Here is a 22626-nt window from a genome sequence, read left to right as displayed (position 1 = left end):
ATCTTTCGGAATTTAGATCTCATCGGTTGTAGAGCTGTTTTTACAATTTATCTCTTCCATCTTTTTAAGGCTGTAACAACAAAAAAATTGTTGTTGATTAAGAATTGAACTGCCCCTTAAAAAGGAGTTTTCACTCCTGGAGCATTGGCTAAATATTTGCGCGCATGAATATAATGATTACAGGTATGGGAAGTTATGTACCCCGCAACAGAGTAACGAATGTAAGTTTCAGCGAGCATTCTTTTTATGAGAGTGGCGGTAAAGCATTTTCTGAAACGCACGAGGCTATAGCACGTAAATTCAAGGATATTACCGGTATAAGTGAACGGCGGTATGCAGATAATGATCAGCTAATGTCTGACATGGCAGTTATTGCAGGAAGACTTGCTCTGGAAGACGCCAAGGTTGATCCTGAAACACTCGACGGTATAATTTTAGCGCATACCTGTGGAAACGTTCCATTTGGTTCTTCGCAGGCAGATATTCTACCAGCCATTGCCTCGCGCATAAAACACGAATTGAGAATTAAAAATCCTGCATGTATTGCGTATGACGTTATATTCGGCTGTCCAGGCTGGGTGCAGGGTTTAATATTGGCACGCCAATCTATTATTGCTGATAATACAAAGCGGTTCTTAGTAATAGGTGCCGAAACACTTTCAAGAGTTATAGATCCCCATGACCGCGATTCGATGATTTACGCCGATGGTGCAGGTGCAGGTGTTGTTGAGCTGGTAGAGGGAGATGAGAAAAGAGGCATAATAAGCACGGCAGCTTTAACTTACACCTATGACGAATTTGATTACCTGAGTTTTAATGTGTCAAATAAAGAAGGTTATGCGCCTGAGAAGCGTTACCTGAAAATGCAGGGCAAAAAAATTTATGAGTTTGCGCTTAAACACGTTCCCGGTGCCATGAAAACCTGTTTCGATAAATCGGGTTATGGAATTAAGGATCTGAAAAAAATCTTCATTCATCAGGCAAACGAAAAAATGGACAAAGCTATCATAAGAGAGTTTTACCGGATGTATAATCTTGATGTATTTCCCGAAGAGGTATTGCCAATGAATATTCATTTGCTCGGAAATAGTTCGGTTGCTACAATTCCCACACTTCTGGATATGGTTTTAAAGAATCAGCAGGCAGACCATAGTTTAACGAAGGGTGACGTTATCTTATTTGCATCTGTTGGAGCAGGAATGAATGTTAATGCCGTTACCTATGTGGTATAAGCTAAAAACCAAATTGTGTGAATATTAAAGAATGTTCATTGTTTAGCGCTTATTACAAATTTTAATTGATCAACTTTACACTATAAATCCACAAACACTACAACATGACAGATCTAACGAGTATGAAAGAAAATTGGACCGTAATAAAAGCGCGTTTGAGACAGAAGTATGGCATACTTACCGAAAGCGACCTGGTATGGGTAGACGGCAAGCACGATGACCTTCTTCGTAAGCTTAACATTATTTTAGGTGTTTCTCAGGAAGATATTCAAAAATTTATTTCTGAATCTTAATTTGAAATCTCCTCTTCTATATTGAAAGCCTTCATAAATTTTATGAAGGCTTTTTCTTTTCTATCACCCCATGTATTACCCTATTTATAAGGGTTTCGTTGACCCCATAACGCAGTTCGGGAATTAATTTCCCCAAAAACGCAATCAAAAAAAAGGTTAAAAACGCTCTTCGTTTTAAAAGTTATTTAAAAGTCAAAGCCGTCGCAGGAAGCGCCAGCTAAGGCCGACAGTGCATGTTTGAGAAATACAAAAGTTAAAATCTGAGTTAAAATTTCAACGGGCATTAACTTCTCTTTATTTCAACAAATTAATGTGTAATAACTAAAACAAAATAAAATGAAAAAAGTAATACTTATGTGTGCCTTATGTGTGGCTGTATTGAACACATTTGCACAAACAGACGAAAAAAAATGGAACATCGGTTTCCACGGTGGCCTTATTCAGTACAGAGGCGATAGAGGAAGTGGATTCTGGACAACTAACCAGGCAGCTTATGGCTTCGGTTCTATCTCCGTTTCAAGATATCTTAGCAGACATTTTGATGCGTCTTTATTTTTTACGAGAGGTGAAGTAGGATATGTGGATCGCAGTACGGTATCACAAAATCTCCTTGGTGATCGTGATAACGCTTTTTTAGTGCGTAACAATACTGCTAATTTGGTAGCCAGATTTTATTTTACAGGTCCTCAAACAATTATCCGCCCTTATTTAATGTTGGGCGCTGGAGCAATCTGGTACGAAAATGTTTATGAGTTACCTCGCGAGCGTTTTGAATTCGCAGTGCCAACTTTTGGTGGCGGTATCAATATTAAAATGGGACCAGTTGTCTCTTTACAAATACAGGAAACATTTCAATACACTTCAACCGACAACATCGATCACCTTGTTGCTAACGGAGATAATGATCTCATGTTACTTCATACTGTTGGTTTAACTTTTAATCTTGGTAAAAAACATGATGAAGATAAAGATGGTGTGGCTGATAAAAAAGATGAGTGTCCTGCTACTCCAATGGGTGTTGCTGTTGACGCTAAAGGTTGTCCTTTAGATCGTGACGGTGATGCTGTTGCCGATTATCTTGATGCTTGTGTAGATGTTGCAGGTATTGCCAGTTTAAAAGGATGCCCTGATGCTGACTTAGATGGTATTACTGATAAAGAAGACCGTTGCCCTGATGTTGCCGGAACACTTGAATTAAAAGGTTGTCCTGATGCAGATAAAGATGGTGTAGTGGATTTAGATGACAAATGTCCTGGAACAAAAACGGGTTATAAAGTTGATGGTTCAGGTTGTACTTTAGATAACGACAAAGACGGAATTGTAAACGAAGAAGATCTTTGCCCTGAAATGGCTGGTCCTTTAGCTTTCAAAGGTTGTCCTGATACGGATGGTGATGGTGTGTCTGATAAAGAAGATCGTTGTCCAACTGCTAAAGGTTCTATCGAGAACAAAGGGTGTCCTGAAATTCCAAAATTAGATATTCAACGTATCACTGTTATCGCAAGTAAAATCTACTTCGAAACAAATAAAGCTGACTTAAAATTAATTTCCTTCACAGCTTTAGATGACTTAGCTGACATTTTAAAACGTAACGAAGCTGTAAAATTAACTATCGAAGGTCATACTGACAGCGACGCTGATGATAACTACAACTTAACATTGTCTCAAAAAAGAACTGAGTCCGTTAAAAAATACTTAGAGTCAAAAGGTGTTTCTGCAGACCGTTTAACCGCTATTGGATACGGTGAAAGCAGACCAATTGCTCCTAATACTAACGCTGCTGGTAAAGCTAAAAACCGTCGCGTAGAATTAAAAACTTCTTACTAGTTAGTTAACTAACTTGTAGAAATAAAAAGTCCCTGTAAATTTTACAGGGACTTTTTTTGTTGTTAAAAGTTGGAATAAAAAATTAACCGAGGTAACTCTTTAAGATTTTATTTTTGGAAGCCATGCGTAATTTACGAATTGCTTTCTCTTTAATTTGTCTTACCCTTTCGCGTGTGAGATCGTATTTTTCGCCAATTTCTTCAAGTGTAATAGGACAAGCTACTCCAATGCCGTAAAACAATACAATAACATCTTTTTCTCTTTCTGTGAGAGTCCCTAAAACTCTTTGCACTTCAAACTGCAGAGAAGAAACCATCAGTTCATCGTCGGGTTTAGCCGCGTCTGGATTTGAAATAAGCTCCATGATCGTTTGATCTTCATTTCCAGGCAACAACGCGTCGGTAGAAATATGCCAGCTGGAGGCTCGCATTGTAACGCCAATTTCAGCTTCCGGCATTTCAAGAACTTCTGCTATTTCGGAGATACTCGCAGGACGTTCTAGTTTTTGTTCTAAAACACTCTGCGCTTTTTTTATTTTATTCAGAACTCCAATTTTATTCAGGGGCAAACGAATAACGCGTGATTGTTCAGAAACGGCTTGAATAATGGCCTGGCGAATCCACCACACGCCATAAGAAATAAATTTGAATCCTCTCGTTTCATCAAAACGCTTTGCCGCTTTTATTAAACCCACATTGCCTTCGTTAATAAGATCGGGCAGGCTCAGACCTTGATTTTGATATTGCTTGGCTACAGACACTACAAATCTTAAATTGGCGAGGGTTAATTTTTCTAATGCATCCATGTCTCCGGCCCTTATTTTCTGGGCAAGTACAGTTTCTTCATCACTGGTAATTAAAGGAAGCCTGGAAATGTCTGCCAGGTATTTATCGAGAGAAGCCGCATCGCGGTTGGTAATGGATTTTGTAATTTTGAGTTGCCTCATGGTAAAGGATTAAATGACTAGAGGTCACATGACGTCTATTTTTTCCTGACAAAAAAAATGTAGAGGTACCGCAAGTGAAAATTTACAAAAACGATGCTGTTACAAGCTTCTAATAAAGAGGATTAAATATAAGCTTTTTTTATGGGATAAGTGGAATAAGCTGTTACCACTTATAAGCGTTGAGTACGGCGACCTCAAACGCTAATCTTCCTTAAAAAATAGCGGTTCTAAATTTTTACTTTCCTCATCACTATACATCCGTGAGTGTATCATAAAACGTTTGCCCGTGGGAATCTCAATGGAGAAGCTTGATCCGCGCCCTTTAACAACGTCAAGTGTTAATTCGGTGTGTTGCCAGTATTCGAACTGATCCTTGTTCATCCAGAACTCAATATCTTCTATATGCCCCAAACCAACATCACTGTACCCCACTTTAAAATCTCCTTTAACAAAGCACATGGGAGAGGAGCCGTCACAGCAGCCGCCACTCTGGTGAAACATAAGTTGTCCGAACTCTTTTTGCAAAGAATGAATTAAATCCATTGCAGCGGGTGTTGCGTGTATGCGTTTAAGTTTTTGCATGATTTAAAAAAAGTAGAAACGAGGTGCCTGCCAATTCTTTGTTATAAGTAGAATTCACTTATCGGAATGTATGAAGCAGCCTCGTTTGATTTAAGCGAATGCTTACGAACCTATTTACGTTAAGAAGGTGCGCGTGGTTTCATCTTTTAAGAGATTTTAACCCTAAACCTTCTATTAAAAAGGCATCACCCTTGTGATGCCTTAAGAAGAGCAGACTAAAAGAAGCCTAATTTCTTTTTATCGTAAGAAATTAACATGTTTTTGGTCTGACGGTAATGTTCTAACATCATCTTGTGGTTTTCTCTGCCGAAACCGGATTTTTTATAGCCTCCGAATGGAGCGTGAGCCGGGTAGGCGTGGTAGTTATTTACCCACACACGGCCCGCTTTAATAGCTCTTGGCACTTGATAAAGTTCATGCGCGTCTCTTGTCCAAACCCCGGCGCCTAAACCATACAATGTGTCGTTTGCAATTTCGATGGCTTCTTCCGTTGTTTTAAATGTTGTTACACAAACCACAGGTCCAAAAATTTCTTCCTGGAAAATGCGCATTTTATTTGTGCCTTTAAAAATGGTTGGTTGAATATAAAATCCACCACCCAGGTCTGCTGGTAGCTTATTTGCATCTCCACCTGTTAAAACTTCAGCGCCCTCGTCTTTACCTATTTTTAAATACGAAAGAATTTTTTCATACTGGTCGTTAGAAGCCTGGGCGCCCATCATCACTGTACCATCCAGAGGATTACCAATTTTAATTGCTTTGGTTCGTTCTACCACACGCTTTATAAACTTGTCGTGAATTTTTTCGTGAACTAAAATACGCGAAGGACATGTGCAAACTTCTCCTTGATTTAAAGCGAATAATACTGCTCCTTCAACGGCTTTGTCAAAAAAATCATCATCTGCGTCACCAACCGATTCAAAGAAAATGTTCGGCGATTTTCCACCTAATTCCATGGTTGCAGGAATGATGTTTTCAGAAGCGTATTGAAGAATTAAACGTCCGGTAGTAGTTTCGCCTGTAAAAGAAACTTTTGCAATACGTGGAGAAGTCGCTAATGGTTTTCCCGCTTCAGGACCAAAACCTGTTACAATGTTTAAAACACCCGGAGGTAAAATGTCACCGATTAATTCCATCAGGCACATGATGGAAGTTGGCGTTTGTTCGGCTGGTTTAACAACTGTGCAGCAGCCTGCGGCTAAAGCTGGGGCTATTTTCCAGGTAGCCATTAGTAATGGGAAATTCCATGGGATGATTTGTGCAACCACTCCTAAGGGTTCATGCAAATTAATACTTACCGTATTTTCATCGTGCTCAGAAATAGTTCCTTCCTCACCACGCAGCACACCTGCGAAGTAACGAAAATGATCAACTACTAGTGGAAGATCGGCAGCGCGACATTCACGGATGGCTTTTCCATTGTCGATACATTCTACAGTGGCAAGATATTCAAGATTGTCTTCAATAACCTGCGCTATTTTCAACAACATGTTACTACGCACAGTGGCAGAAGTTTTACTCCATGTTGCAAAAGCTTTATGGGCGGCATCAAGCGCTAATTCTATGTCCTCGGCACCCGAACGGGCTGCTTTGGTAAATACTTTTCCGTCAATCGGAGAACTGTTGTCAAAATAAACTCCTTTTACAGGCGGAACAAATTTCCCACCGATGTAGTTATCATACTTGTCTTTGAACTTTGGTCTTTTTGCTAAATTTTCCATACTGTAAAGTTTTAGTGAATTAGTTGATGGCAAGTAAGTGATTAATTACTCATCGGTGTTAGGACGGTAATTTCAGACGTTAGCACGCAAATCCCCCGAATTGGAAATAAAGAAATGCTAGTAGCAATTGATTTACTAACAGCTAAAGAAAATACTCTTAGTGGTGATTAGAAGAAAGAGCTAAACGTTTGGCGAGAATACTGGCTGCAATCAACTGCAGAGCATGGTAGAACATTAAAGGCAGCAAGAGGATGCCAGCCATGGGATTTCCAGCAAATAAAATGCCGGACATGACAGTTCCATGCACTAAAGATTTTTTAGAACCGCAAAACATAACGGTGATAGTGTCAGGCCTACTAAATTTTAAAGCCTTAGACAGGCGATTCATCACGATAAGTGTTGCCAGAAAAAGCAAGAGCATGCCTGTAGCCAATACCAGTAAGGTGTACCAGTTAAGACCAATAAATAAATGTTCAGCAAAAGATTTACAGAATGAAGTGTAAACGATAAGGAGAATAACAAGTTGATCGAAAAATTTCAGAGCTTTTTTGTGAAGTTCGGCAAGATAGCCTAAACGTTTGTTTAAGAGAATACCGATGATTACCGGTACTAAGACCTGCAAGGTAAGTTTTATGGCAATGCCGGTCATATCAAAACTTTCAGCGTCTGATTGCAGAAAGAGTCCTATCCACAAAGGTGTTATAACCACACCGATAAGCGCAGAAATACTGGCATTAAAAATAGCTGCGGGAATGTTTCCGCCTGCCAGCGATACCATTACCACAGAGGATGAGACAGTGGATGGAAGTGCTGCAAGAAAGAAGATGCCTAGCCATAACTCTTTTGCCACAGGACTTCCGAAGAAGGGTTTAATAATTAGAATCAATAAAGGGAAAATTAAAAAAGTAGTGAATTGAATGACTACGTGCATTTTCCAGTTTCCCAGACCCATCTTTAATTTTTGCCCATTTAATTTCAGTCCATAAAAAAAGAAGATGCCTGAAACACCATAATTAGCGAGGTCTGCCAGCGACAAGGGTTGGGTGATCATACCAGGTGCCGGCACAAAGTAAGCCATGAGTACCATAGTTAGAATGGCCAACAAGAACCAGTCGAGTCCTAAAGAGGTGAAGAGAGATTTAATGCGGTCAATCATAAAGCCTGTAAAATTAAACTTTTGTGGATGTTTTTGAAAATAGCACAGATTTCCCAATCTGAGATTGGATAATTCTGCTGTAAGGAAAAACTAAGGCTATTGATTATATTTGGATTAAGTAAAATTTTCAAGTATGTATCAATTAAGTTCAATTAATACAACAAACGTAGATAAGCTTAGGACGGAAGTTGAACAGAAAACAACTTATGCCCTGAATCGCTGCGAACTCAATATCTACGAGACGCATAAAAAAGTTGAGAATATCCATTTAACTTTTGAAGGATTCACGATTACTTCTATGTTGAAAGGGAAAAAAATTCTGCATGAAAGTGCTAATGATGCGGGGAGAAATTATTTACCGGGAGAGACTTTTATTCTGCCTTCGAATAAGGAAATGATTATCGATTTTCCGGAAGCAAATTATACGAATCCTACACAATGCACTGCGCTGGTGATTGAAGATGAGTACTTGCAAAAACAATTAGAATACATTAATGATACTTTTCCACGCGATCAGGAATCGGGCGGAAGCTGGCATCTTGATCGCAATCAACTTTGGTTGCAGAATGATGAAAGTATTGCATTACTTGGAAGTAAACTGATCCGGATTTTTTCGGGGAGCGATCCTCTGAAAGATATTCTTGTAGATATTAAATTAAAAGAACTAGTACTTTCTATTATGCGTCTTCAAAATTATGGTCAGTTAAACGGCACAGTAGACACCACAGGAAACACGAACGAACGTTTCAGAGCCGTTATCGAATATATTCGCAGAAACATTACCTCAGTAATTGACCCCAAAGAACTGAGTAAAATGGCCTGCATGAGCAAGTCTGTTTTTTACAGAACATTTACAAACGAATTTGGTGTGCCCCCGGGTAAAATGATTTTAACTGAAAAAATTAAACATGCTAAAACCTTGATGGGTTCTGAAAATATTAAAATCAAAGAAGTATGTTTTGCTCTTGGATTCTCTGATCCAAATTATTTTTCTCGCGTCTTCAAAAAAACAGAAGGCATTACTCCAGGTGAATATTTAGTGAAAGTGAAAACAGGCCTGCAGTAATTTCATTTCACACAACAAGCCTTAACACCTTGTACTGAACTTGTTTTGGGAGGATCTAAAACCAAAACCGGAAAACCTTGCCTAATGAAAAAAGTAATTTTATGCAAAGTTTCCCGGACCCGATAGCTAGTATCGGAGGTGTTCGCAGAAGACACACTCTTCTTGCCAACTCTCATCATTATCAGCATGAAAAGCTTGGCAAATATAAAAGGGAACCCTTACTCCCAAATTAAAATAACCTTAGAAAAAGAGCTTCTTTCTTTAATCTTTACAAAATTTGGTAATTCTAAGTAATTTCTAATGCCGACGTAAGTCGCTAAGAATTAACTTTACGGGTATGAAGCTACTTGTTGTTGAAGATGAAATAAAGACGGCCAATATCTTGCAAAAAGGCTTAAAAGAAAAAGGCTATGAAGTTCAGATTGCCTACGATGGAGAAAAAGCTCTCAGATTGGCCACGGCCTTTAATTTCGATCTTATAATTACAGACATCATTCTACCTAAAATAAGTGGATTGGAATTTTGCAGGAAACTTCGTGAGGACAAAAATTTCACGCCGGTAATTATGCTTACTGCAATGGGCCTTACTTCCGATAAAATTAAAGGGTTTGATGCAGGCAGTGACGATTATCTTGTAAAGCCGTTTGACTTTGATGAATTGCTTGCGCGTATTAAAGTGTCTATTAACCGCACCCGCACCATGCCGCTACAAGAAAGATATTTGAGTTATGCCGATCTTAAGTTAGACCTTGATACCAAAGAAATTCAGCGTGGAGGGAAAATGATAAGCCTTACCGCTAAAGAATTTGCACTGCTCGAATTTTTCATGCTAAATAAACACAGGGTGATCTCTAAGGAAGAAATCTCGGAAAAAGTATGGGATCTTAATTTTGATACGGGTACAAATATCATCGAAGTTTATGTGAGTTACCTGCGCAATAAAATAGATAAAGATTTTCCGGTAAAACTCATTCACACAAAAAAAGGAATTGGGTATATTTTTAGAGAAGAAACATAAAATGCAGATCAGGACAAAATTAACCTTACAGTTTATAGGCATTGTTACCCTGATCATTTTTATGGGATTTGGGGTAGTTTATTATTCCTCCTACAATTACCGGAAAGTTGAATTTTACAAACGCCTCGAGAATAAAGCGAAAACGTCAGCGGAGATCTTTATGTCTGTAAAGCAAATAGACTCTACTATGCAACGTATTCTTGATCGCACGCAAAAAGATAAATTGCCTTTTGAGAACATCAGTATCTACAACAATGAAAACCGGCAGATTTATACAAATAATGATTCGCTGGATTTCAAAATAGAAGACGCTCTTTTTGCGGAAATTAGAAAGACCACAAGAAAAGAGTTTAAACAAAATGGCTTTGAAATACTTGGTACAACCTACAAGGATAGTGAAAATCATTTTGTTGTTTTCGCGGGAGCCATAGACCAGTCGGGTTTTAATAAGTTAAAGAACTTAAGAAACACCCTTATCCTGCTTTTCATTTTTATGATTTCCATTGTTGCTTTTTCAGGATGGGTTTACGCTGGAAAAGCTTTGCAGCCGCTTTCTGCGGTTATTAATGAAGTAGAAAAGATGGATGTAGAGCTTCTTGACAAACGATTAAAGCCAGGCACCAACAAGGATGAGATAGGGCATCTGATAACTACTTTTAATACACTTCTGGATCGCCTGGAAAAGGCCTTTCAGTTGCAAAAACTTTTCGTAAGTGGAGCCTCGCACGAATTGAAAAATCCTTTAACCTCTATTACGTCTCAATTACAGGTGAGTTTAATTAATGAAAGAAGCGTACCGGAATACAAAGCAAGTATTACTTCTGTATTGGAAGATATCAAAAATCTGAACCGCACCACGCATGATCTTATGGAATACACGCGGCTCAATTACGAGGGTGAAATTCAGCTGAGCGATCTTCGTATAGATGATCTACTATGGTTTTGCAGAGATTATTTTCATAAAACACAGCCTACATACAAAGTAAATATTCATCTTGATCAAATGCCGGAAGATGAAAACAAACTCATTATAAAAGGAAATGAGGCATTACTAAAAGTTGCTTTTACAAACCTGATTGACAATGCATGCAAATTCAGTGATAATCAATCGTGCGAGGTTCATTTGCTTTTTGATACCCATGAAACAGTTTTATTAAAATTTGAAGATAAGGGAGTAGGATTAAGTAAGGAAGAAAGTGCCCTGGTATTTGAACCTTTTTACAGGGCTAATTCAACCTCCGAAACCAAGGGTCATGGTATTGGTTTAGCGTTGACAAAAAAGATAGTTCAATTGCATGCCGCACAAATTTACCTGGCATCTGAAAAGAATAAAGGAACCATCTTTTCCATTGCTTTCCCGCCTATACTCGGGTCTTAACACAAAGCTCATCAAAACTGCTAAGGCTTCTGTCATTTGTAAGGCACTTCTGCGATCCGGTAAATTCTAATACATTTCTAATTTATTAAGTCTTTTAATGTCTTTTATTTGCATTATTAGTAAAATACACTGCATGACTAACACGCAAGAATTAGTTTTATTGAGACACCATATCCAGGAACTATCCTCTGAAATTTTCAACATTAAAAAGCTTATCACGCCCTATATTTCTACAGCCGAGTATAAAACCCTGCATGCCAGGTTCCAGAGCCTTTCGAATTTAAAATTGATTGCAAAAAACGAATTGGAAGCCGCGATGCATTTTTATAAGATCGTTTTGAGTGGCAAAGTAACTACAGAAAAATCAGGTCTGGTGGATAAGGTGCTTCGCAGAAGAGTGAAAATTGAATTAGATTGCAACCTTCAGCTATCAAGAAACCTGGATATTTCTATCCCTTCACACCTTGAAATGTACCACTACATTCAAAAAACTTATGCTCAACTATTCGAGCATGGAAAGTTTAAGATCAGAAGCGTAATTCAATTACGTTAACTATCTCCAGGAGTTTAATTTATGGGGTAAATCATCCTGTTTTCCAGAAGGACAGGGCTTATATGAGGCATAATTTTCCTTATTCCAACTGTAGAAATTGGCACAGGCATAACCATCTAAATATAAAATCGTGGCAGGTGGAGTTCAGCTTTTTTAGCGGATAAAATCGAGAAAAAGAGCTTTAAACTTATCGGGATATTCTATAAGAGGGGAATGTCCGCAGTCTTCAAACACAACTTCGTTATAAAGGCCACCGTTTTTTTTGTATTCATCCAATACTGATCTTAACTGTTTAATCATTGGCTGAGGTGGGTTAGTAGCATCTCCAGGCCACCCCGGGATGAAGCCTAATTTTCCTAAGTTATTTACATCCACGAAGGAAGCATCCGAAACAATTAAATCGCTATCACCACGAATCCAAAGTATAGGCAGTGTTAAGCCTTTAGATGCAAAAGAACTGATGTTGCAATATTTTGCAGAGATTGCATTGTTTACGCCTTTGTCTCCGGGTGCCATGCCTGGCCAGTCTGCTGTGGCGGCAGAGTTTCCAGGGTAGTTATCCTCACCTAGTTTTGTTTGAAACATCGACTCTGTAAACGCATCTTCGGTGGCTTGATCAATCACGCCTCTTTGCAAGAGTGTTTGACCGTTCACAGCTTTAAAATACAAAGTGTTCATAGTAGTACGCGCGTAGTTTTGCGGACTCGCCTGCATACCTGCCGGAGCAGTTGACGGGAGCTTTGCATCCTGCGTACGAATGCTGTCAATAAAAGAAGGATTTACAGCGCCACCGCCGCTACCAGCAAAATCTTTTGAAGTAGGTTTTAATTCAAGGCCTGTGTTCATAGAAGCTCCGAAGCCAAACGGTGACATGGCAGAAACCAATGTCAGACTTTGAATAGTTGTCGATTCTTTCATAGCAGCTTCCATAATAACAGACCCACCAAGCGACCAACCCAACAAGTGAACAGGTTTATTTTCTTTATTAACGGCTTTTATAAAATTGTTGAGGTCTGTAGAAAAATCATTTAATCCGGTAATAGCATTCACTGCCTTTGTTTCTGAATCACCGTAACCGCGCATATCTGGGGCAACATAATGATTCGTGTCTCCCAGCTTTTCCATTAAAGGTTTAAAAAATACAGCCGACGAAACATTTCCGTGTACTAGTACAACAAGGTTTTTACTGCTATCACCACTTTCTAAATAGTGGGTATTCAAAGAAGCGGTTTGAATTTTTTTTGATTGAATCATAATATAAAATTTTAGACGGATTAAAGTAGAAATTAAAAAGATAAAATGCTAGCAGACAATTCCTGGAGTCGTTTTTCCTGACGGGAGTTTATATTTTTTTGTATTTGGTTTAATGGCGGAAGCAGGTTTACAGAAACTACATCCCTGCAACTTCAGTAGTTCGTTGAAAAGAAAGCATCTGTGAATTTTTAAGCGGACAGATCAGCAGCATCAGCTGAAATCTGTGTCAAAACAGACAAGGGATTATTGAAGTGGGCGCAGACTTACGCGCTTATCTCCGCAAGGCTTTGCAAATACTCTCTCTTTATCCTCGCCACAATTTCCTCACAAGAAATAATATCATGCACCAGCTCTGAAGATTTACCCGCGGTCCACAGACTCAGATAATTATTTGGCAGCACCGATTTCTCCAGTTTTTGCATGCCCCTTAGTTGTACCAGCATCTTAAACCATTTTTTTGTCTGTGCGTTATTGCTGAGTAGTTTTTCAAACCAATTTTGCGTGTAGCCCATTTTCTTTGCAGCATCGTTGTTAATCACAGCGCAGGGAGTTCCCGATAATTTGGTCGTCATAACAATATCTTCCATCCCGGACTTAACAATCGCGTTTTTGTAATTATCATTTACTCCCGCTTCAGTGCTGGCAATAAAGCGTGTTCCTATTGAAACACCGCTTGCACCTAACACTTGTACCGACAACAGTCCTGCGCCATTTGTAATACCGCCAGCCGCTATCACCGGGATACCCGGAAAATGCTCTTTCAGGGCAGGGACTAATACCTGCAAAGGATTTGGCCCTGCATGTCCGCCGGCGCCTTGTCCAACAGCAATAAAGCCATCGCAGCCTGCATCTGCACATTTCTTAGCATGAATCAGATTGGTGACATCGCAAAAAACCTTTCCTCCATAAACATGCGCTCCATCAATAACTTCTTTAGGATTTCCTAACGAAGTAATAAAGAAGGGGACTTGTTTTTGTAAACAGATCTTTGTATGTTTAATGGACAAAGGATTTGATTTTTGTACAATAATGTTAACCCCGTAACTGCCATTATGAAGTTTACAATAAGCATTAAGTTCGTCCAGTACCTTTTCCAGTTCGCCCTCTTTACGGTAGTTTAGAGTCGGAAAGGTAGCCATGATGCCAGAGCGCATTCCTGCTTTCATCATTTCCACGTTGCTCACCAAAAACATGGGTGCCATAATAACGGGGAAATCAATCTTTAATAAACGATTTAACACATTATCCTTCATCTGAAAATAATTTTGATTTAATACAAATATACTTTATTTTTATGCATGCATAACATTTTATGCAGCCTAAAAGTATCCTTAAAAAAAAACGCATTATGGATTCAATTGAAAATTTTCGTCTCTTCGACCTGCTTCATCACCTCAAACAAATGCCGTTAAAACCCGACGCTCTTGCAGCGAAAGAGAATGGTGAATGGAGGAAATACAGTACACAGGAATACATCGATACTGTGAATGCCCTGAGTTATGCTTTTTTAGATCTTGGTATAAAGCCAGGCGATAAAATTGGTTTAATTTCCAATAACCGTCCCGAGTGGAATTTTGTAGATTATGCCTGTTCACAAACAGGAAGTATTAATACACCTTTATATCCTACTATCAGTGAGCATGATCTAAAGCATATTATTGGTGATGCCGATATAAAATATTTTTTCGTTGCCAACGATGAAATGTATCAAAAAGTAAAATCGTGTATTGGCGGATCGAACGTGAAAGAAATTTTTTCGTTCTCAAAAATTGAAGGCGTAAAATGTTTACAGGATTTGGTGGTAATTGGAAAAAACAATCCCCATGTCAATGAGTTGGAAGCCATCAAAACTTCCATCAAAAATACAGATCTTGCTACGTTAATATATACATCGGGTACAACAGGAAATCCTAAAGGTGTAATGCTTTCTCACAAGAATTTTGTGAGTAATGTTTTGGCCTGTAAAGATCTTTGTCCGTTTCAAAGTGATTGGAGAGCCTTAAGTTTCCTTCCTTTAAATCACGTTTATGAACGCATGCTTTCTTACCTGTACATAAGTCGCGGTATGTCGGTGTATTACGCCGAGAGTTTAGAAAAAATTGGCGACAACTTAAAAGAAGTGAAGCCTCATATTTTTGTAACTGTTCCGAGATTATTAGAGAAGGTTTACGAAAAGATTGTGAATACGGGGCACGCTTTAACAGGTGTGAAAAAATTACTGTTCTTCTGGGCGCTTAACCTGGGGCTGCGCTACAAGCAACATGGTCAGAACGGCGCTTTTTATGAATGGCAATTAGGTATTGCCAACAAACTTATTTTCAGTAAATGGAGAGAAGCGCTTGGTGGAAATATCGTGGGAATAGTTTCCGGAGGATCTGCACTTCAACTCCCACTGGCCAGAGTTTTTCATGCAGCAAAGATTAAAGTCCTGGAAGGATATGGTCTTACAGAAACTTCTCCGGTAGTTGCCGTAAATAATTACGCAGATGAAAATATTATGATTGGAACTGTTGGTCCTGTTATAGATAATGTTCAGGTAAAATTTTCAGAAGACGGAGAGATTTGCGTGAAGGGGCCAAATGTGATGATGGGTTATTATAATCATCCCGACTTAACAGCCGAAGCTATCGATAAAGATGGCTGGTTTCATACGGGCGACATTGGCGAATTGGTTGACAATAAATTTCTAAAAATAACCGATCGTAAAAAAGAAATGTTTAAGACCTCTGGCGGAAAATATATTACACCGCAGATTACTGAAAATAAATTAAAAGGAAGTCGGTTTATAGAGCAAGCCATGGTAATAGGGGAGAACGAAAAATTCCCTGCCGCTTTTATCGTGCCTTCATTCTCTTTCTTAAAAGGCTGGTGTGAGAAACACAAAGTGCCTTTTACAAGCAATGAAGAAATTGTAAAAAATGAGCAGGTTAAAAACAGGATTATGATTGAGGTTGAAAATGTAAATAAAGATCTGGCTCAATACGAAAAAATTAAAAAGATAGAATTGCTTTCTCATGAGTGGACGGTTGAAAAAGGTGAGATGACCCCAAAATTATCTTTAAAGCGGAAAATTATCATGACTGCAAATAAAGAGGCATTCGATCGCATTTATAAACAGGATAGTAAAAATTTAGAACATTTATAATTATGTTATGCGTGCATAATACAATTAAGTGTATATTTGTGTTAAACTATGAGCAAAAAACACACAGAGACTATTGATTCTAAATTAAAAACTTCGTGGCAGGTGGTGAGCAGAATGTATAATTCGGAAGCTTCATTACACGATCTGACAATTGCGATGGGACATTTTTTATTGAATATAGATAGTCATGAAGGTTCTTACGGTTCGGATATTGCGCCGCTGTTGGGAATGGAGAGTACTTCTCTGTCAAGAATTACTTTGTCGCTGGAAAAGAAAAAGCTGATCCAGAGAATTCCTGATAAGGAAGACGGAAGGAAAATAAAAATAATGCTCACAAGTAAAGGAAAATCGGCCAAAGAACTTGCTAAGAATGTGGTGCGGAATTTTAATCACCTGGTGGAAGTAAAAATAGGAAAAGACCGCGTTGAAGAGTTTTTTAAAACATTAGATGAGATTACAGCATTAGCTGAAGAAAGAAGTAAACTAATTAAAAATTAAATTTTAAAAAGTATGAAGAGGTTAATTCAAAAAGTTGCGGTACTGGGCTCAGGTGTTATGGGCAGCCGTATTGCCTGTCATTTTGCCAACATTGGCTGCGAAGTTTTATTACTGGACATAGTACCAAAAGAACCGAACGATGCTGAGAAAGCAAAAGGTTTAACATTGGACACAAAAGCGGTTCGCAATCGCATTGTTAATGAAGCTTTGCAATTTGCCCTGAAATCTAATCCTTCTCCGATTTATAAAAAAGAATTTGCCAGTCGTATTTCCACCGGAAATTTTGACGATGATATGTCGAAGATCGCTAAGTACGATTGGGTAATTGAGGTGGTTGTAGAAAATTTAGATATTAAAAAGAAAGTTTATGAGCAGGTAGAAAAATTCCGTACACCGGGAACTCTTATCACTTCTAATACTTCTGGAATTCCTATTCATTTAATGACAGAGGGGCGCAGCGAAGATTTTAAAGATCATTTCTGCGGAACTCACTTTTTTAATCCTCCGCGTTATTTAAAGTTATTAGAGATCATTCCAACTCCTCATACAAAACCGGAAGTAATTTCGTTTTTAATGGAATACGGTGAAAAGTTTCTGGGCAAAACAACTGTACTTGCTAAAGATACACCTGCTTTCATAGCCAACCGCGTTGGGGTTTATGGCATTATGTCTTTGCTTCATTTGGTTGAGAAAATGGATTTGACTATTGAAGAGGTAGACAAATTAACAGGACCGGTATTGGGCCGTCCGAAATCTGCAACCTTCAGAACCAGCGACGTTGTTGGTTTGGATACCATGATTAATGTAGCTAACGGTTTAAAAAAAGGAGTTCCCAACGACGAAGCGAATGAGTTATTTGCCTTACCGGAATACCTGAAAAAAATGGCTGAGAATAAATGGCTGGGAGATAAAACCGGTCAAGGCTTCTACAAAAAAACAAAAAGTAAAGAAGGGAAAACAGAAATTCTTGTCCTGGATTTAAAAACCTTAGAATACAAAACGGCGCAAAAAGTAAAATTTGCGACATTAGAATTAACCAAGCCGATTGACAATTTAAAAGAACGCGTTAAAGTTTTAGTTTCTGGAAAAGATAAAGCGGGAGAATTTTACCGTGCAACTTTCTCAGGCTTGTTTCAATACGTTTCAAACCGCATTCCTGAAATTGCGGATGAATTATATAGAATTGACGATGCTCTTAAAGCTGGATTTGGCTGGGACTTAGGACCGTTTGAATACTGGGACGCCATTGGAGTGGAAGCAGCAGTTAAGCTGATGGAAGCTTCAAATAATAAACCGGCTGCCTGGGTTTATGATTTCTTAAAAGCGGGAAATAAATCTTTCTATAAAATTGAGAATGGTAAAAAAGAATTTTATGATGTGGCCTCGAAGTCTTACAAAGTAATTCCTGGCACCGAAGCATTTATTTCATTGGATACAATTCGCGAGACAAATACCGTTTGGAAAAACAGTGGTGTAACCATTACCGATCTGGGCGATGGTATTTTAAATTGTGAATTCCATACTAAGATGAATACCATTGGTGGTGAAGTTTTAGCTGGAATCAATAAAGCAATTGATATCGCTGAAAAAGATTATAAAGGATTAGTGATCAGTAATGAAGGAGCGAATTTCTCGGCGGGAGCAAACGTCGGGATGATCTTTATGATGGCGGCAGAGCAAGAGTGGGACGAATTAAACATGGCGGTGAAAACTTTCCAGAATACGACGATGAGAATTCGTTACTCTTCTATACCCGTGGTTGTTGCGCCTCATAACCTCACCTTAGGAGGAGGTTGCGAAATTTGCCTGCACGCAGATAAAGTTGTAGCACACGCTGAAACCTATATTGGTCTTGTTGAATTTGGAGTAGGGGTTATTCCTGGCGGTGGCGGTACAAAAGAGTTTGCTGTACGATTGGCAGATTCACTTCACGAAGGTGATATCGAATTAAATATTTTCCGAGAAAAATTCCTGACCATTGGCCAGGCAAAAGTATCTACTTCTGCTTACGAAGCTTTTGATTTGGGAATTTTGCGCAAGGGCATTGATAAAGTTGTGATGTCAAAAGCACGTCAGTTAACAGAAGCAAAAGCAGAATGTTTGCTGATGGCTGAAGAAGGCTACACCAAACCTACACCACGCAAAGATATTCGGGTTTTAGGTAATACTGCATTAGGACTTGTATACGTTGGGGCCAACTCTTTATACAGTGGTAATTATATGAGCGAACATGATCTGAAAATTTCAAACAAATTAGGTTATGTAATCGCTGGGGGAGATTTGTCTCAGCCAACTATGGTCTCAGAGCAATATTTGCTTGATCTGGAGCGTGAAGCATTTGTGCAGTTGTGTACCGAGCGTAAAACTATGGAACGTTTACACAGCATAATAAACGGCGGAAAAGTATTAAGAAACTAATCACATTTAAAATTCAAAAAAATGAACGCATATATTGTAGCAGGTTTTAGAAGTGCAGTCGGAAAAGCCACACGTGGTGGATTCCGCTTTACACGTCCTGATGATTTAGCATCGGACGTTATAAAACATTTAATGGCCTCTGTTCCGCAGGTAGATCACGCCCGTGTGGATGATTTGATGGTAGGTAACGCAATGCCTGAAGCAGAACAAGGTTTAAACGTGGGAAGAATTATTTCGCTTCTTTCTTTAAACACCGATAAAGTTTCAGGTATGACGGTGAACCGTTATTGCGCATCCGGTTTAGAAACTATCGCACTGGCTTCTGCAAAAATCGCAGCCGGTTATGCGGATTGCGTAATTGCCGGTGGTGTAGAGAGTATGAGTTTAATCCCAATGGGTGGATGGAGAGTAGTTCCAAATCCGGCCATCGCAAAAGAACATGCTGACTGGTACTGGAATATGGGTCTTACGGCCGAGGCAGTGGCCAAAGAATTTAATGTTTCTCGTGAAGACCAGGATGCTTTTTCTTACAAGTCACATCAAAAAGCTATAGCAGCCATCAAAGCAGGAAAGTTTAAAGAGGAGATTGTTCCGGTGAAAGTAAGCGAGACTTACCTTGACGAGAACGGAAAAAAGAAAGTAAAAGATTTTATAGTAGATACGGATGAAGGTCCACGCGGTGATACTTCTGTGGAAGCATTAGCAAAATTAAAGCCTGTGTTTGCAAACGGTGGGAGCGTAACGGCGGGTAACTCTTCGCAAACAAGTGATGGAGCCGCTTTTGTTTTAGTAGTAAGCGAAAGATTTATGAAAGAACATAATTTAACGCCCATTGCTCGCTTAGTGTCTCACGCAACTGCTGGAGTTCCGCCTCGTATTATGGGAATAGGACCCATCTTCGCTATTCCCAAAGCTGTTGAACAAGCGGGTTTAAAAATGAAAGACATTGATTTATTCGAGTTAAACGAAGCTTTTGCATCTCAGTCTTTAGCGGTTGTTAGAAAATTGGAATTAGATGAAAGTAAAGTGAATGTAAATGGTGGAGCAATTTCATTAGGTCATCCTCTGGGATGCAGTGGCGCGAAGTTATCCGTGCAGCTTTTTGGAGAGATGCGTCGCCAGAATAAAAAATATGGCGTTGTAACAATGTGTATTGGCACGGGTCACGGCGCAGCAGGGGTATTTGAATTATTATAATATTAAATCTAACTAATTAATACTAAAAAAATGGCAACAACAGCAACAACGGTGAAAACCAAAGGCGGAGAATTTCTTATTAAGGAAACGTTGGCACAAGATATTTTCATTCCAGAACAATGGACTGAAGAACAATTAATGATGAAAAAAACCTGTGAAGACTTTATCGCGCAGGAAATAAATCCAATTCTTGATCGCATTGACAACCAGGAAGAAGGATTGATGGTTTCTTTGTTGGAAAAAGCCGGAGCGCTTGGATTATTGGGCACTTCTGTTCCAGAAGATCTGGGTGGCTTAGGTTTCGACTTCGTGACTTCTATGTTAACTACGGAAGTTTTAGGCGCGGGTCATTCTTTCGCAGTAGCTTTATCGGCGCACACTGGAATTGGAACTTTGCCAATTTTATATTATGGCAATGAGGCACAAAAGAAAAAATACATTCCGAAATTAGCAACGGGCGAATGGAAAGCTTGTTATTGTTTAACAGAACCACAAAGCGGATCTGACGCAAACAGTGGACGAACGACAGCAACATTAACCGCTGACGGAAAACATTATGTTTTAAACGGGCAAAAAATGTGGATCACTAACGGTGGCTTCGCGGATATTTTTACTGTGTTCGCTAAAATTGGTGATGATAAAAATTTGTCTGCCTTTATCGTTGAGAAATCTTTCGGGGGAATTTCATTAAATCCTGAAGAACATAAAATGGGGATAAAAGGAAGTTCTACACGTCAGGTATTTTTTAATGAGTGTAAAGTTCCGGTTGAAAATTTATTATCAGAACGTGAAAATGGGTTTAAGATCGCTGTAAATATTTTAAACATCGGACGTATTAAATTAGCGGGAGCAGCAATTGGCGGAAGCAAAGGAACCGTAACACAATCGGTAAACTACGCTAACGAACGTATTCAGTTTGAAAGACCAATTTCTAAATACGGAGCTATTCGCTACAAATTAGCTGAACAAGCCATTCGGATTTTTGCATCAGAAAGTGCAACCTACCGTTGTTCTCAGAATATTGAAGATGCCATCCACGCTTTAATTGAAGGTGGTATGGAAGAAGGAAAAGCAAAATTAAAAGGGATTGAGCAATTCGCCGTAGAGGCCGCTATCCTAAAAGTACATGGCTCAGAAACGTTGGATTATGTTTCGGACGAAGGGGTACAGATTTATGGTGGGATGGGTTACAGTGCAGAAGGTCCGATGGATCGTATCTACCGCGATTCCCGCATCAACCGCATCTTTGAGGGTACAAACGAGATCAACCGCATGTTAATTGTAGATATGATCTTAAAACGTGCTATGAAGGGTGAATTAGATTTAATGGGACCTGCACAAAAAGTGGCTGCTGAATTGGTTGGCATTCCTGAGTTTGCAGAACCGGATGAAACTTTATTTGCATACGAGAAGAAACTAATCAGCAATTTTAAAAAAGCTGTTTTATTAGTGGCAGGTGGAGCTGTTCAAAAATTAATGGCTACACTAAGTAAAGAGCAGGAAGTGATTATGAATATCGCTAACATGGCAATTGAAGTTTATGTTGCGGAGTCCACATTACTACGTGTTGAAAAGTTGGTGAGTATGAGAGGTGAAGCGGCTTGCGAAGGTCAGATCGCGATTGCACGTTCTTACATCAATTCAGCTTGTGATAAAATCTGGGTAGAAGGCAAAGAGGCTTTAAATAGTTTTGGCGAAGGGGATGAGCTACGTATGATGTTGATCGGTTTAAAACGTTATACAAAACAAGAGCCTTTCAATGCAAAAAATGCTCGTCAGGTTGTTGCCCAAAAAATCATAGCTGAAAATAAATATTGCTTTTAATTTCTCGACTATGCTCGAAATGACAAGTGCGCTGATCATTTCGAGCTTAAATTTAAATTGATGGAAAACGTTTTCTACGAAGGAAAAGTAATGTGGTCGCAGATTGATGCAAATATGCATTTGCGGCATTCTGCTTATGCCGATTTTGCTGCACAAGCAAGGTTACAGGTACTGGAGAATTTGGGATTTGATGCCCGTCTCCTTGAAAAATTGAAAATCGGTCCGATCTTATTTCGCGAGGAATTAATTTATCTGCGTGAGATAAGACCTAGTGACACTGTGAAGGTTACTGTAGTAATGACGCATTGCCGTAAGGATGGAAGCCGCTGGTCTTTCAGCCAGGAAATTTTCAGAGGTGATGGGGTAAAAGCTGCGCAGGTTAACGTTCAGGGGGCCTGGGTAGACATGGAGAGGAGAAAGTTAACCGCTCTTCCACAGGAATGGGCCGATTCATTTCTACATGTTCCTAAAAGTCCGGACTTCGTTTTGGAAGAAGTTCCTGAAAAAAAAGTTGAACT

Annotated in this window: 19 protein-coding genes and 1 pseudogene; 13 read left to right on the top strand and 7 right to left on the bottom strand. The window is 39.1% G+C overall.

Features of this window, described 5'->3' with window-relative positions; translation table 11 throughout:
• The first annotated feature begins 164 nt into the window (after positions 1 to 164).
• From CNR22_04655 to CNR22_04645, 3 genes are all read left to right on the top strand, one after another.
• Positions 165 to 1232, top strand: coding sequence for a 3-oxoacyl-ACP synthase (locus CNR22_04655; GenBank protein PBQ31085.1), 1068 nt, complete (start codon positions 165 to 167; stop codon positions 1230 to 1232).
• A 104-nt stretch (positions 1233 to 1336) separates the two neighbouring features.
• Positions 1337 to 1525 (top strand): general stress protein CsbD, encoded by a 189-nt coding sequence (locus tag CNR22_04650; protein ID PBQ31084.1) that lies wholly within the window; start codon positions 1337 to 1339, stop codon positions 1523 to 1525.
• A gap of 336 nt (positions 1526 to 1861) precedes the next feature.
• Entirely contained in the window at positions 1862 to 3352 is a 1491-nt protein-coding gene (locus CNR22_04645; GenBank protein ID PBQ31083.1) for a hypothetical protein, read from the top strand.
• Positions 3353 to 3434: 82 nt separating this feature from the next.
• Here the strand turns inward: CNR22_04645 and CNR22_04640 are convergent, their stop codons facing one another.
• From CNR22_04640 to CNR22_04625, 4 genes are all read right to left on the bottom strand, one after another.
• Complete coding sequence (locus CNR22_04640) at positions 3435 to 4298, bottom strand: RNA polymerase subunit sigma (GenBank protein PBQ31082.1); 864 nt, start codon at positions 4296 to 4298, stop codon at positions 3435 to 3437.
• A gap of 201 nt (positions 4299 to 4499) precedes the next feature.
• The gene (locus CNR22_04635; protein ID PBQ31081.1) at positions 4500 to 4880 is read right to left on the bottom strand and encodes a UDP-glucose 4-epimerase; all 381 of its coding nucleotides are present in this window, start codon (positions 4878 to 4880) and stop codon (positions 4500 to 4502) included.
• A gap of 215 nt (positions 4881 to 5095) precedes the next feature.
• On the bottom strand, positions 5096 to 6601 hold the full coding sequence (locus tag CNR22_04630) for an aldehyde dehydrogenase (protein ID PBQ31080.1): 1506 nt from the start codon (positions 6599 to 6601) through the stop codon (positions 5096 to 5098).
• Positions 6602 to 6758: 157 nt separating this feature from the next.
• Positions 6759 to 7757, bottom strand: coding sequence for a hypothetical protein (locus CNR22_04625; protein ID PBQ34817.1), 999 nt, complete (start codon positions 7755 to 7757; stop codon positions 6759 to 6761).
• 133 nt (positions 7758 to 7890) lie between these two features.
• Here CNR22_04625 and CNR22_04620 point away from each other — a divergent pair, with 133 nt between their 5' ends.
• Positions 7891 to 8823, top strand: a complete 933-nt coding sequence (locus CNR22_04620; GenBank protein ID PBQ31079.1) for an AraC family transcriptional regulator — start codon at positions 7891 to 7893, stop codon at positions 8821 to 8823.
• A 2-nt stretch (positions 8824 to 8825) separates the two neighbouring features.
• Here the strand turns inward: CNR22_04620 and CNR22_04615 are convergent, their stop codons facing one another.
• Positions 8826 to 9011: a hypothetical protein gene (locus tag CNR22_04615; GenBank protein ID PBQ31078.1), complete on the bottom strand. Its 186-nt coding sequence runs from the start codon at positions 9009 to 9011 to the stop codon at positions 8826 to 8828.
• A gap of 149 nt (positions 9012 to 9160) precedes the next feature.
• Here CNR22_04615 and CNR22_04610 point away from each other — a divergent pair, with 149 nt between their 5' ends.
• The 3 genes from CNR22_04610 to CNR22_04600 all read left to right on the top strand — a co-directional run bounded on the left by CNR22_04610 (position 9161) and on the right by CNR22_04600 (position 11772).
• On the top strand, positions 9161 to 9841 hold the full coding sequence (locus CNR22_04610) for a DNA-binding response regulator (GenBank protein ID PBQ31077.1): 681 nt from the start codon (positions 9161 to 9163) through the stop codon (positions 9839 to 9841).
• 1 nt (position 9842) lies between these two features.
• On the top strand, positions 9843 to 11219 hold the full coding sequence (locus CNR22_04605) for a two-component sensor histidine kinase (GenBank protein PBQ31076.1): 1377 nt from the start codon (positions 9843 to 9845) through the stop codon (positions 11217 to 11219).
• Positions 11220 to 11352: 133 nt separating this feature from the next.
• Entirely contained in the window at positions 11353 to 11772 is a 420-nt protein-coding gene (locus CNR22_04600; GenBank protein ID PBQ31075.1) for a hypothetical protein, read from the top strand.
• A gap of 153 nt (positions 11773 to 11925) precedes the next feature.
• On the opposite strand, the gene CNR22_04595 is transcribed toward CNR22_04600, so the two are convergent.
• On the bottom strand, positions 11926 to 13026 hold the full coding sequence (locus CNR22_04595; GenBank protein PBQ31074.1) for an alpha/beta hydrolase: 1101 nt from the start codon (positions 13024 to 13026) through the stop codon (positions 11926 to 11928).
• Between the two features lie 263 nt (positions 13027 to 13289).
• Positions 13290 to 14279, bottom strand: a complete 990-nt coding sequence (locus CNR22_04590) for a 2-nitropropane dioxygenase (protein ID PBQ31073.1) — start codon at positions 14277 to 14279, stop codon at positions 13290 to 13292.
• Positions 14280 to 14374: 95 nt separating this feature from the next.
• On the opposite strand from CNR22_04590, the gene CNR22_04585 reads away from it, so the two are divergent.
• The 6 genes and pseudogenes from CNR22_04585 (at position 14375) to CNR22_04560 (ending at position 22594) form a co-directional block, all read left to right on the top strand.
• Entirely contained in the window at positions 14375 to 16171 is a 1797-nt protein-coding gene (locus CNR22_04585) for a long-chain fatty acid--CoA ligase (protein ID PBQ34816.1), read from the top strand.
• A gap of 48 nt (positions 16172 to 16219) precedes the next feature.
• Positions 16220 to 16669: a MarR family transcriptional regulator gene (locus CNR22_04580; GenBank protein PBQ31072.1), complete on the top strand. Its 450-nt coding sequence runs from the start codon at positions 16220 to 16222 to the stop codon at positions 16667 to 16669.
• Between the two features lie 12 nt (positions 16670 to 16681).
• On the top strand, positions 16682 to 19087 hold the full coding sequence (locus tag CNR22_04575) for a 3-hydroxyacyl-CoA dehydrogenase (protein PBQ31071.1): 2406 nt from the start codon (positions 16682 to 16684) through the stop codon (positions 19085 to 19087).
• Positions 19088 to 19108: 21 nt separating this feature from the next.
• Positions 19109 to 20284, top strand: coding sequence for an acetyl-CoA C-acyltransferase (locus CNR22_04570; protein PBQ31070.1), 1176 nt, complete (start codon positions 19109 to 19111; stop codon positions 20282 to 20284).
• Between the two features lie 30 nt (positions 20285 to 20314).
• A complete protein-coding gene (locus CNR22_04565; protein ID PBQ31069.1) occupies positions 20315 to 22108 on the top strand; it encodes an acyl-CoA dehydrogenase in 1794 nt (597 codons plus the stop codon).
• 60 nt (positions 22109 to 22168) lie between these two features.
• Positions 22169 to 22594 (top strand): annotated as a pseudogene (locus CNR22_04560) (thioesterase).
• Positions 22595 to 22626 lie beyond the last annotated feature (32 nt).

It is taken from the genome of Sphingobacteriaceae bacterium (assembly GCA_002319075.1).
In the GTDB taxonomy this organism is placed as follows: domain Bacteria; phylum Bacteroidota; class Bacteroidia; order B-17B0; family Aurantibacillaceae; genus Aurantibacillus.
The sequence above is the reverse complement of the archived record's forward strand: the minus strand, read 5'-3'. Positions and strand labels throughout refer to the sequence as shown.